This window comes from Pseudomonas khavaziana, from assembly GCF_019145205.1.
In the GTDB taxonomy this organism is placed as follows: domain Bacteria; phylum Pseudomonadota; class Gammaproteobacteria; order Pseudomonadales; family Pseudomonadaceae; genus Aquipseudomonas; species Aquipseudomonas khavaziana.
In genome coordinates this window covers 220,567-233,719 of the sequence record NZ_JAHSTT010000001.1, presented here as the reverse complement: position 1 = coordinate 233,719, position 13,153 = coordinate 220,567, and the positions used below count along the sequence as shown (strand labels likewise).

Annotated in this window: 7 protein-coding genes; all 7 read right to left on the bottom strand. The window is 56.0% G+C overall.

Annotation, left to right across the window (positions count from 1 at the left end; genetic code table 11):
* Window positions 1-35: 35 nt before the first annotated feature.
* The 7 genes from KVH01_RS00990 to KVH01_RS00960 all read right to left on the bottom strand — a co-directional run bounded on the left by KVH01_RS00990 (window position 36) and on the right by KVH01_RS00960 (window position 13,023).
* Window positions 36-4,784, bottom strand: a complete 4,749-nt coding sequence (locus KVH01_RS00990; protein WP_217880145.1) for an RHS repeat-associated core domain-containing protein — start codon at window positions 4,782-4,784, stop codon at window positions 36-38.
* 60 nt (window positions 4,785-4,844) lie between these two features.
* A complete protein-coding gene (locus KVH01_RS00985; RefSeq protein ID WP_217880144.1) occupies window positions 4,845-5,819 on the bottom strand; it encodes a hypothetical protein in 975 nt (324 codons plus the stop codon).
* 22 nt (window positions 5,820-5,841) lie between these two features.
* Window positions 5,842-7,797 carry a hypothetical protein gene (locus tag KVH01_RS00980; RefSeq protein WP_217880143.1) on the bottom strand — a complete coding sequence of 652 codons (1,956 nt, stop codon included), beginning with the start codon at window positions 7,795-7,797 and terminating at the stop codon, window positions 5,842-5,844.
* A 174-nt stretch (window positions 7,798-7,971) separates the two neighbouring features.
* Window positions 7,972-8,424 carry a molybdopterin synthase catalytic subunit MoaE gene (gene moaE, locus KVH01_RS00975; RefSeq protein ID WP_217880142.1) on the bottom strand — a complete coding sequence of 151 codons (453 nt, stop codon included), beginning with the start codon at window positions 8,422-8,424 and terminating at the stop codon, window positions 7,972-7,974.
* Between the two features lie 2 nt (window positions 8,425-8,426).
* A complete protein-coding gene (gene moaD, locus KVH01_RS00970) occupies window positions 8,427-8,669 on the bottom strand; it encodes a molybdopterin converting factor subunit 1 (RefSeq protein WP_068966244.1) in 243 nt (80 codons plus the stop codon).
* Entirely contained in the window at window positions 8,666-9,139 is a 474-nt protein-coding gene (gene moaC, locus KVH01_RS00965; protein ID WP_217880141.1) for a cyclic pyranopterin monophosphate synthase MoaC, read from the bottom strand. Before moaC ends, moaD begins: the two co-directional genes overlap by 4 nt.
* Before the next feature lie 155 nt (window positions 9,140-9,294).
* Window positions 9,295-13,023: an autotransporter domain-containing protein gene (locus tag KVH01_RS00960; protein ID WP_217880140.1), complete on the bottom strand. Its 3,729-nt coding sequence runs from the start codon at window positions 13,021-13,023 to the stop codon at window positions 9,295-9,297.
* Window positions 13,024-13,153: the final 130 nt, after the last annotated feature.

Genomic DNA, 13,153 nt, shown 5'->3' with positions numbered 1-13,153 from the left:
GAATCGTCGCACCACCCCTCCTGCATTCGTTTGCATCAAGCGTCACCTCTCCCCTGTATCAGCCCACTCAGGATAGGCTGGCGAATACGCCAGGCCTCGTCCCTGAATGCATCGAAATATTCGACGCTGCTGCTCACCATATCTTTCAAGCTGCTGAGGGCGGGTTGCGTTTGAGGCTGTGTCGAAGCAGAAAAACTACCCTTATTGCCCTCAGGCACGGCGTTCTCCCTCGTCTGACTTCTACTTTCGATTGATCGGCCAAGATTGGTAAATCTCAAAATAGCCCGCGTACCACCGAACATCTGGCTGTACAAGGTAACTCCAGCTTTATCGGTAAATTTATAGGTCAACCCCAACATGCGGTCTCGCGATGCCAATACAGCACTGCCGATCGGTGTATCAGACAGGTTACCCACACCGGTCCATTTTGCTGCGGCTCCCTTGTAGGCCATATGCGCCGAGGTATAGGCCCCTCCCACGCCCACAGCCAATGAGGCTATGGAGAACCCGAACGCGGCCCATCCCAAGTTATTGATGTGGTTCGAGCGGTCCCAACCCATTGCTTTATCGACCTCGGCGACGCCCAGTGCTGCGGTGCTCAGTGTTCCGCTGACGACCCCCAACCCCGCACCAACCAACACTGCCGCCTTGGAAGCGATAAGCATCCCCGCCGCACCTGCCGACACAGCCGCCGCGAGCGCTGGAGCTGCAAACCCTACCGTAACGATGGAGAGCGCCAACGACGCGCCGGTCAATACCCACTTCAACCAGCTAGGCCATAAACCGCTAGGGTCTACCATGTTGCTCGGGTTACACGCACAGTAGGCATAGCCGTTGAGCCCGCCCTTACCAAAAGGGGTCAGCTCGTCGACCTGCAAAAACACCATCAGCTCCGGATCGTAGGCACGACGACCGTTGCCCAGGAAGTAGAGCCTGGATGCCGCATCTAATCGCTGGCCATTGAACGCTGGTAGTTGCAGGTCTGCCATGGTGCGGGTCTTGCCATCATCCAGAGGAATTTTGGTATAGCCGTAAGGCGTGTATTGTCGCCGCACATGAGCCTGCCCCGGCGCCGATATGCCACGCACGCTGCCGGCGGCATCGTTGGTATGCAGTTGCGGCCCGTCCACGCCACCACCACGCGCCATTACTTGGTCATCGCCGTTGAAATAGCGGATCTTTTTACTGCCTTCAACTAAGGATTCAAGGTGCTCGCCTGCATACGCCAGCATCACGGGCTGTTCATTTCCACGCCAAGCGAGTACCTGACGGGATTCTGCGTCGTACCGGTAGCTGTATTGAAAGCCATCGGCCCGTATGTCGGTCAATTGATCAAACTCGTTATATGTGTAGAGCTGGCCTGACGGCCCAACCAATAAATTGCCCGCCGCATCATAGGTCAGGGTGACATCCTGCACCGGGAGCGTGTGAGTCAAACGCGTCAGCTGGGTGGGGTCGGTGCCGGTGAAAAACCGTTCACAAACATCTTGCGTATTACCGACAAAGGAGGTGACCACTTGGGTAATGTTATTGAGGCTGTCAAAACTGAAGTTTTGACCGACGATGCTACGCCCCAAGCGATCCTGTGGGTGTTCGCGGCCTTCGCAGCGATAAGTCTTCAAGCGCAAGTAGGCGTCGTAGCTAAAGGTCTCACCGATGAGCAGCTGTGCTTTCGCGTCTCGAAAAACCCGCTTCGCCAACATGCTGTTGGGGTGATACTCACTGGTCATCACCTGCAACAGCTCGCCGTTTTGCTCAAAGCGGCGCTCGGCTTCTCGCCCCAGGGAGTCGTAGGTAATCCTGGTGACGACTCGCGTATTCTCGTAAACGGCGGTCAGCGTCTGAGGCCGACCAAATATATCGTAATCCTGCTCGATCACCATTGAGCCGGTGGTCATCCGCAGGAAACGCCCGTGTGCATCATAATCGAACTGGCTTCGCTGGCCATCGGCTGTGGTTTGATACTTCAAGCGCCCGCCGGGAGAATAGTCATACAGTGTGGTAACGGACGTACCACTGACCGTTTGAACATCCTTTTCGGGATTGCCGTTGACGTCGTAAACAACCTCATGAATCGAGCCATCGGTCTGCGAATGCGTCAAAGCGCCGGACATCAGGTCATGTCGGTAGGTGTTGACTGAGCGCCCTGCTATTTCAATACGACAAGGCCTGTTCAGCTCTCTGTTATAAAAACGTTTCTCACGAACACCGAGTGGGGAAACAATGGAGGCAGGCTCCATCCATCCGGCCTCATACTCCAAAATCATGGCCTGCCCTTTCCCGCGGACCTGGCTGATCATGCGGCCCAGGCTGTCATACGTATGGGCCCCCACAAGTTTGCCGTCGATCATGAGTGCAGTAGCTGATTCGCTACTGGTACCGCGTGCGTATTCGATTTTACGCAGGCGCTGTGCAGTGCCATCGGCAGGTTTTTGCAAAACGGTTACCTGTCGATTGAAAGCATCGTAGGTGAATTCGGTGAGATTTTTACCCACATCCAGCACCGAAAGGCATCGGCCCAGCCCATCGTAGGTGCGCGACTCAATTTCGACGCTGTTGTCGTTAACGTCGAGGCGCTCGACCTTCGCCGGCTGGTTATGCTCATTGAACCAGGTCTTCAGGCGTTCACCGCCTTCCACCCCCTCGATCTTGAGGTTCAGCAGGGGATCGTACTCATCGATCAACACACTGCCATCAGGACGCTTCACACGGCTGAGGTTGCCCCAGCGATTATAGGTGTAGGTAGTCTCGAGTGTCCGAGTCCCGTCGCTCAGATAATCGGTATGCACCTCTTCGACGCATTGCCCAAGGGCGTCATACCGCCAGGTCCCAGTGTTAAGCTCCGGCACGCCCAGCAAGTGAGCTTCGGATATTTGGCGCCCGAGACCGTCGTAGTAGGTGATGACCTGGGAGCCCTGGGCATCGGTGGTGATCAAATGCGCCCGTTGGGTGGGCGTCGCAAAATGGTAAGCGTAACGGCGCCCGGCCTGTTCTGGTTTACCGGCTGACACCGTTTCCGCTGTCATTCGGCCATTGACGTCGAACGCCATGGTCAGCGTGCTGCCGCCATCACGGGTCATGGACAACAGGCGACGGTTGACCAACGAGAGTATGCGCACTGACTCAAGCCACTGCCCCTCGCGCCCGTTGAGACGCCGGGTTTCAATCAGGTTGTCACCGGTAATGGCGTAACTGATTTCGCTGACTGACGTGAGTCCGTCAATGGTGCTGGAAATACTCTTCAACCGGCCCGCCAGCTCGACAGGGGTTTGGTAATAGGTGTTCCGAGTGCTGTATACAGTAGCCTGGGTACTCGATTCCTGCATGACAAAATAACCAGTACCGGCCCGTTGTATGCTTGTGTAGGTGTACTCGGTGGGTGGTGGCACAGACGTGCCTCCTGCGGGAATAAGCCGTTCCTGCTTCACATAGCGCTGGAATAGACCGTGGGGGTCGGCAGGGCATTTACCTGGCTGGCCAGTGATCGGGTAATAGCTGTATTCAGTGCGAACACCGGAAGCCTCGGTGCGGCTCAGCTCATTGCCGTAGTCGTCGGTCTCGATATGTTGGACTTCCTCTCTCGGAGCCCCTCCGCTCCCCTGTTCAAAACTTTTGGTGATGGTTTTGGGAATCTGCAGGTTGGCGGGCTGTTCGGGAAAAAAGCCGGGGCGGGTATTATAGGCAATAGTCGTCGTGACCAGTGTGCCTTCTCGCCGGACCTGCTCTTCGGTTAATAAATGAAAGTTGTTGTAGGTGGTGCGGGTCATACTCAGCGCAGCAACGGTAGCGGTGTTATCGATGGTGCTCTCTTCCGTCCAGTAGGCGTAGGGCGAGGGCACCAGGTAAAGGTTATCGACGCCTTCGGTGAAGCCCCCCCTAAAGGGGTAACCGGTAAAATTCCGATCCGGGCTGTAGCTGTAAGTTCGCGCTATATCAGGCTGACCTGCGGCGGCGGTCTGTACCCAGCTCGCAACCCTTGGAAGGTACTGGCCATTACCATACTGATGCCCCATTTCGACATAGCTGATTGACTCAACGCCGCCCATGGGCGTGCCCACGCGATTGATGGCAACCAGACCATTACGAAATGGCTGGGTGTAGCCAAAGGTATAACTCTGAGTGCCAGGCGGTTCAGTACGGTCATAGGGCACCGTGACACTGGTCAGCCGGCCATTGGTATAAGTAAAGCGAGTACGCGCATAACGATTGCCGTCGACGCGGGTATCGGCCATCGACAAGCGGCCGCCCGAATACGTCAACACCAACAGTTCCTCCTGGTTGTGGTTGAGAATTCGCTCAAGGGCATCACCCGTATCGTAGTGCCAGGAAAAGCGCTCGCCGTTTTCAAATAGGAGGGCAACGATTCGATAAGGTGTCGTACTGCTGGTACGGCGCAGGATTTCGACAGTGCCATCTTTGTAGATGACATGCAGCGTGTTGGTATCCACGCGCTTGACAACCAGATCCTCGAGCTTGCGATCCTTAATCACCAGTCTTGCACCTACCGAAGGCAGACCCTGGGTTTGATACCGCTCGCCCGTGAGTAATGTCAGCCGGGACTTTGCGCTATCAAACTGGGTATTACTCAGATGCCAATTCAAACCATAGAGGCCGCCGACACCCCCCAGCATTGAAAACCCGAGGATGACCTCACGGCTCACCTCTAAAGGCCCTTGGGGGGATAAGGCTGCCAACTTGATCTGGCAACCAAATTGACCGGTACGCACATCCACCGAACCTGCGATATAGGAACGGTAGTTAAAGGCATTAGAGTAAACATCCATGACGAAACTCCAGGAATACAATCTATCCGCTCAAGGTAATACGCAACAACGCACAGCTATTTAATCCGTGAGTTTTACCGGGTCGCCAAAGGTGCCAAACACCATTCGGTAACTGTGTTCACAGCCAAAATTATCGACCACTCGCCATGTTCCCGCGCTTTCCCTATGGTCGAAATAATCAGTAAATAAAACGACCGCTCGCATCGCTGTGGGTTGAAGATTGAACTCAATCTCGGTATCTTTACCCGGTGCAATGATCCGTTTGACGTCAGAAAGAAACAACGGCGTGCCTAGCACATTTTTATCGCGTGCCACGCCGCCCCTCCCCGCCCAAAACACAAACGCCGTCTGAAAGCTTGCTCCCTCATCAGGTACATCTAAAGGCGCTGTAAGACCTAAACTTTCAACAAAATAAAGAGAGGCTGGCGGTTGCCAATAACAAATCTGAGCGCGCAATTTCTCTTCCACGTGCGAAAGATCGACAATGTCGATGAATCGTTGCAGTTGCGCTACCCTGAGTACATAAGGCTTCACGGGGGTGATATCGACGAAGGAATTAGACAAAACATTATCGTCATTGTAGTAAGTCGTATAGACCTTTCCGTCAATCACGATACTTGCCATAAATCGCTTAGTATCGGTAATTGCGTTTTGCGCCACGCGCACATAGCGCTCCAACAGCTCCAGCGGTGCACCACTGGGCGGATTTATAGCAATTTCTTGTACCTCTGCCTCTGTCTGGCCGCTTTGAGGCCATAACCCGCAATCAAACTGATTTTTCTCTACATCACAACTCCAACCTGCTGGTAATCCGATGGCGGGATTGGGCGAAAACAATTGGACAGTGGCACTGGCCTTTTCAGCAGACGTTAGCGGGACAACGTCCCATCCCCCTAATGCATTTTCCAACTTTTTGATAAGCCTTATGTATAACTTGCATTGATGCCGGCCATTTGCATATAACTCACTTGTATAAACACCACCAAGATCCGACTCTATTGCAAATTCCTCCAAACGCACATTTCTACTGTTCATGGTAGCCTCCTCAAGGCAGTTTTCAGCCCGTCAACCGCGCGCCGAGCGCTACAGATGCAGCCCTAAATGACAGCCGAAATCGATGATCACATCCGTTAGAGTCTCTGAACGTCACGTAATTGAGTGGGAGCGCCTCACTCGGATACCAACCCGCCCAATAAAAACTAAAAGCACGCATTATCGTTTGTCGTTCATTGATCTTGATACTTGGATTTGAACCGGAGTAAACCCCGCGTTGAACGTCATTCATATACAGAACGGATCCTGGCAGGTCGTGGCTCACCACAATGCCAACTTTTTCACTGTTCGAACCCACGATTCTCACCACCCCTGCAGTTTTGAAATAAATACCCTCACTCGGGATAGGAACCGGGCGACTCAACCCAACCGTTTCAATTATTTGAATCGATGACGGAGTCGTATAGTAGTGAACAGAAACCCGCACGGAATTTCCATCTCGATATGCATTAGTGTCAATATGCTCAAGCAGATCGTATTGACGAAGCGCATAGGGGCGTGTGGGCCGTATGGCAATGCATGAATTGAAGATCAGACTGCCATCTACAGAGTTGGTAGTGTAGACCTTACCTCCCACCGTGATGCGTGCCATGAACCTTTGAGTCTCGATAGTACCTGGGCTAACCCGCATATAGCGCTCGATAGTGTCGAAACGGGTCGCATCCGGCGCATGTTCGCTGCTGTTTTGCGGGCTTGTCGATATACCAGTATTGTAGCGATTTTTGAGAACATCACAGAACCAACCCTTGGACAACGATTGATTAGGATCATTGGAGAAAAAAGTGACGGTCGCACTCCGAGATTCATCGAAGGATAAATTCACACGTTGCCAAAATCCGTCATCCTGACGTTCTAGTACAATGACCTCTATAAATACCTTGCATTGATTGTGGCCACTGGAATAGAGCGCTTGGGTGGACGAATTCCCAGCGGCCAGTTTAATTTCAAAGAGTGAGACTCTACGTAACTTTGGCCCTGCAGCATCTCTTAGAACCAAAGTTCCCGTATCAGACATTGAGAGATAATAGGAATGCTCGTTACCGACATTATCCAGTAGGCGCCAGACACTGTTCGTGTCTGATGGAGTGGATCTGAACTCACCCGACACAATCATCGCATTCATTATGGAGGTTGTGAAGGGCAACCACGGGTTGGGCTCACTTAATTCAAGCCCTTTATGAATATCATTCATATACAGGGGCGAGTTCGGCGCTTTTATTCCCACTCCAACTTTACGTGAAATCGTCGGAAACATCGGCACACCAATAACTAACGAGGTCTCAAAGTAATCACCCTCATCCGTTAATTTAATAGGTGCCTCTAACCCCTGATTCTCTATAAAGTAGATCCCTGTATTTCGGGGTTTCCACTCATAGAGATTTATTTTGACTAGCCCTTGCTGAAACGCACCAGGCGTCACCTTAAGTTCAAGATCTGCAGCGCCCAAACGCAAAGGGGCTGTGGGCTCTATGACCACTGATGAATCGCCCTCCCTGCCGAAACCATGAGTGGTAAAAACTTGCCCAGCAAGGGTAACCCTGGCCATTAAAGTAACTGGTGCAAGTGCGATAGCTGAATCAACACGGATATAGCGCTTGATAGATTCCACGCTAGGATCAAGTGCTTTTATCTCTGGCTGTTTTTTTGTCGTTTTGATTGAGTCTTTCTGAGGTACCAGCCCTAAAGTAAATTTGTTTTTTCTGGCATCGCAGTTCCAACCCGGAGGCAAACCTGCATCAGGGTCAGACGAATAAGCCACGACATTTATATTAGTGCGCTCATGTGCAGTCAAGGCAACAGGGTGCCAGACACCATCATCGCCTCTCATCTCTTTGACAATGTCGATGATCACCAGGCACTGATGTCGGTTATTGGCGTACAGCGCGGACGTCGAATTTAATCCATCGGGCAAGCGAATCTTCAAGTGAGATAATCTGACACTATCCGTCTTAATAACCATCACGTTCTCCCACTCGTAAACATCCAGTGCCGCATACAAAATATGAGGCCTATCAATATCCAAGACTGGTAATGATTAAGATAGGAATAAAGGGAAGAAACAACTGTCAGAATTGACAGTTGTTTAGATCATAAAAGAATTGGCGTGCCCGCTTTTAATAGGAAAACCGTTTTACTATTCTTCCCACCTCCCCGCCGACACTTGATCGCTTTCCCGCCCCTCTACCCAAAGCGGCCCTTGCGGGGTATTTTCCTTCTTCCAAAACGGCGCCCGCGTTTTCAAGTAATCCATCACAAACGCACAGGCATCAAACGCCGCCTGGCGATGCGCACTGGCCGCCGCGACAAACACAATCGGCTCGCCCGGCTCCAGCGCGCCGATACGATGCAGCACTTCCAGCTTGAGCAATGGCCAGCGCTGCTCGGCTTCCACGGCGATCTTAGTCAAAGCCTTTTCGGTCATGCCGGAGTAGTGTTCAAGAAACATCCCCGACACATCGCGCCCGTCATTGAAGTCGCGCACATAGCCGACAAAACTCACCACCGCGCCCACGCCGACATTGGCGGCGTGCATGGCGTTGACTTCAGCGCCGGGATCAAAGGCTTCGACTTGTACACGAATAGCCATGGTCAGCCTCCGGTCACGGGTGGGAAAAACGCGACTTCATCACCGGCTTGCAGTGGCTCGTCGAGACCACATAGCTCCTGGTTGCGGGCGCACATCAGGCTGGTCTCGTTGAGCACTTCGAAGCCCGGATCGACCGCCAATGCTTGGCGTACGGCGTCGACGGTGGCGAAGTCACCTTCCATCTCCAGCGAATCCAGGCCAATCGCTTCGCTGTAACGGGCAAAAAACAGCACGTTGATACTCATACCTGATCCGCCTTGAAGTGCCCGCTCTTACCGCCCAGCTTTTCCAGCAGGCGAATGCTTTCGATGGTCATGCCACGGTCCACGGCCTTGCACATGTCGTAGATGGTCAACGCCGCGACACTGGCTGCCGTCAGCGCTTCCATCTCTACACCGGTCTGCCCGGAAAGCTTGCAGCGCGCCAGGATATGCACAGCATCCATGCCATCGGCGCGTAGTTCGACCTTGACGCCGGTGAGCATCAGCGGGTGGCACAAGGGGATCAAGTCACTGGTTTTTTTCGCCGCCTGGATCCCGGCGATGCGGGCCACGGCGAATACGTCGCCCTTGGGGTGGGCGCCGTCGACAATCATTGTCAGGGTTTCGGGCAACATGCGCACCCGCGCTTCGGCCACCGCCTCACGGAACGTCACGGTTTTGTCGGTGACGTCGACCATATGGGCGCGACCTTGGGAATCGAGATGAGTCAGCACAGGGATACTCCTGATCAGGAGCGGCAATTGTAAACCTTGTAGAAGCAAGCTTGCTCGCGAAAAACCAGACGATATCGCGGGGTTCCAGCTACCCCGCGTTATCGTTGGCGTCCTTCGCGAGCAAGCTCGCTCCTACACGAAGATCAAGTGCAAGGTTAGAAACGAAAGGTAAACCCGGCATTGATCCCGTTGTTGTTACCACGGTTGGACAGCAAGCCGCTGTAGTTCAACGACACCAGGGTGTCCTTGGTCAAGGCCATCTCCGCGCTGGCCTTGATCACCGCGCCATCCCGGGCCACGGGCACGCTGTTGACGGCAAAGGCGCTGTCGCTGCCGGCAAACTTCAGCGAGGCTTCGCGGTCGGTGTCACCGAACTGATGCTCCCAACCCAACTCACCGCGCAAGGTCACCGCCGAGGTGGAGCTGATCGGCAACTGCGTATGTGCACGCAGGCCCAGGGTCGACAGCGTCGCGTCCTGGCTTTGCTGACTGGCGTGCAAAGCAGCGGCGCCGCCTTTCTCCTTGAACGAGTCGCTTTGATAGTTCAGGTACGTAAGGTTGGCGAAGGGTTCGAATTGGCTCCATTGGGTGTAGCCGATCTCGGCGAACACTTGGTCGGTGCGTGCGCTGTAGTCGGCCTTGGCATAGTCCGACTGATTGGCATAAGCGACTCGCCGCGAGGTGTCCAGACGGTGCCAGGTGGTGGCGCCACCCAGGCGCAGGGCAATGGCTTCGAAGCGTTTGCCGCCATATACCGACAGGTGATAGTTGTCGCTGTCCGCCGAAGCCGACTGGCCATTGAGGTGGCTCTGGGTATAACCGGTCGCTGCCCCCACCCGCCAGCCATCACTCACCTCGGTGTCCAAACCCAGCAGCACGCCGCTGGTGGACGACGAGTAGCCACTGGCGTTGTTGTCACCGCTGACGTTATTACGCCCCCCTAGCAGTTGCACCCAGCCGCCGTTGTCGCTGGCCTGGATCTGCGCGCTGGAATCCAGCGCCTGGGCCTGCTGCAGGCGGCCGTTGACCGCTTCGCGCAGGTAGCGGCTGTCGGCCATTTGCGCCGCCGCCACATCCGAGTGCAGTTGCCCCGACAGTTGCTTGAACGCGTCCCGTGCCTGGTCGGCGGAATCCGAAGCCAACAGGCTTTCGTATACCGCGCTGCCAGCCCCAAGTGTCTCGGCCGCCGTCGCCACCGCCCGCTCGTTGCGAGTTTGTGCGACGCTGGCGAAGCTGGTCTGGTTGCGCGCTATCGCCAGGGTCAGCTGGTTGGGTTGGTAGTTGAACTGCGTGCCAATGAACAGGTAGTTGGGCGCGAACGCCGCAAACTGGCCATTGATGCCCTGGCTGGCGCTGAGGATGTTGAACTGCTGGCCCAGCAAGCTACGCGCCTCACTGGCGGACAGCAGGTTGGGGCTGTTCTCCAGGGACACGCTCACCACGCCGCCATTGAGGGTCGCCACACCGCTGCTCTGGATCTGGTCGCTACGGCCATTGGTACCCACTTCGACGGCATACACCGAACCCGGATTGAAGGTCACGTCGCCGGTGTGCAAGGTACCAATCGAATGCCCCGGCGCCACACGTCCGCCGTTGTTGACGCTCAAAGCCCCTACCGTGCCGTTGCCGGCCAGGGTGCCGCCCATGGTGGTCAGCACGCCGTTATCCGTATTGCGCATACCCACGGCGCTGCCATCCACCGTCACGGCAGAGGTCAAGGTGCCGTCCACCGACAGTTTGCCACCGCGCAGCCAGGTACTGCCTGAATAGGTGTTCTGGCCCTCCAGCACCAGTTCACCGTCCCCCGACTTGACCAGGCTGCCAACGTAGGTGGCGCCGGTGAGCAGGTCCTGACCACGGGTGAGCGTCGCCTGCTCGCGGGCATGACCGATCTCGTATTCGAACTGATCATCGGCCGACGCATTGGTGGGCAGGCCATTGAGCCAGCCCTTCTGTTGCTTGGTGGCCGCCCAGGTCGCCTGCTCTGCAGCATCTTCAACGCGCCGGGCGCGAATGGCTTCATCGGATATTGGGTTGGCCCAGATATCGCGGGTGCCCGTGGGCAAGGCCACCGCCATTGAACCAAGGAACTGCGCCGGCCCTTGCATGGCTTTTTGCAGGTTGGGCAAGCCCCAGCCGCTGACCACTCCTGGCACTTGTGGCGTTCCCGGCGCGGCATCGTGCACCGGCTGCAGGTTGTCGTAGGTGCGGCCACCTGTCAGTTCACCGACAGGCGTGTCCGGGCCATCCGGCGCCTGCAGGCTGGAGGTGGTGAGCAATACGTCCCGAGCCTGGCTGGCGGTCATGTAGGGAAAGCGCTGGAGCACCAGGGCCAAGGCGCCGGAAACGCTCGGCGCGGCGGCAGAGGTGCCGTTGGCGTTGGGGATGATTTCACCCTCCGGCCCTGCGGACGGGATGCCCGACACCCCCATCACGCACCACCACTTCGAGGTGCCGCAACGGTTGTAGACTTGGGCGCTGGTCTCGTCATAACCGGTGATCGCGAGGAATTTGCCTTCGATGTCCGGCTTGAAAAACGGCAGGTTGGCGTTGGTATCCGGGTTGGCACCGTGGCTGTCGTTGCCCGCCGAGATGATCTGGATGAAGCTGTTTTGCCGTGCGGTGTCAGCCATGGCGTCCATCCAGGTCTTGTGACCGGCGTGGGCCTTGTCCCAGAACGGGCGATAGGCCGCGGTCATGTCGCGCAGGTTTTGCGCGGCGTTGTCGCCGACATTACCGAAGTGATTCTCCACGTCATCGCGCGAGCTTTGCCCCCAGCTCTGGTTGACGATCGACACGTTCTTCGCTGCCAGGGCGTTGTAGCTGGCCATGAACGCGTTGTAGTCGAGGTCGTTGGAGCCCTGGTACCGATCGTTGTCGCTGCCGCCGGTGTTGGCGACAAAGATATTCGCATCGAAGGCAATGCCGTGCATACCGGTGCCGTTGCGGCTGGCCCCGAGCACACCGGACATTTCCGTACCGTGACCATCGTTGAAGGCAGGGTCGTATTCCCCGGGAATACTGAAATGCTCACCCTGCTTGAACTCGCCGCTGGGCACTTCAAGACGGTAGCGCGGATGGGTGGCGTAGTACTCGCCGGTGGAGGTCACCGCCTGCACGCGGTCCTGGCCCTGGGCGTTCTTGCCCTGAAACTCGAAGTGCCTGGTAAGGATGCCCGAGTCGAGCACGCCGACATTCACCCCCTTTCCGGTGATGCCCAGGGCATAGGCGTAGTACGCGTTGGTGCGGTCCAGTCCAGAGTTGACCTGGGCTTCCGGGGTCTTCCAGGTTTGCGCGTTGGCGCTCCAGTCACGGGTTGCGCCGGCCCAGGATTGCCCGGCGTTCAGTTGCCCATTGAGATTGCTGCTCACGCCCGGCTCTACGTAGGTATAGGGCTTGGCGGCCGGCAGGTTGGCGATGATCGCCTTGGAGAGATCGAGAATATTGCTGGTGTAGCGACCATTGTTGCTGAACAGCCGGCTGCGGTAGTAATCCAGGCGCGAGGTGTAGTCCAGCGGTCGCCGGGTATCGCCGAGCATGGCGCCGATGGTGAGGTTTTCAGGTTGCAGTTCGTAGTTCTGCTTGAGGGCCGAGTCGAACTTGCCGGACTGGGCAGCGAAGTCCTTGGCCGCCAGGTCGACGATATCTGCGTAGGCGAACCGCAGGTTCTTGTACACGTCAGTGCCGGGGCCGAAGGAGGCGACGGCTTTGCGAAACGCCGATTCCAGCACCTGGGAGGTGTAGGGATTGTCTTCGGCCCAGGCCATGGAACCCAGGCCCAGCCAGAGGGCCAGGCCGAGCGCAATGGGTGTCAGGGGTATCTGCTTGAAACGAGTGGCGTGCTTGTGTTGCGACACAGTGAAGCCATTACCTGCTACGTCCATTTTCCTTTCCCTTTGGATATGTGCGTCGTCAATGAGCGATGTATCGGGCTTTTGTAATAGGCAGGGTCACGGTGAAAACCCTGGATAGGTCTTCAAAACGTACGTCGAATCAAGGAAGCGGCGTTCCGAC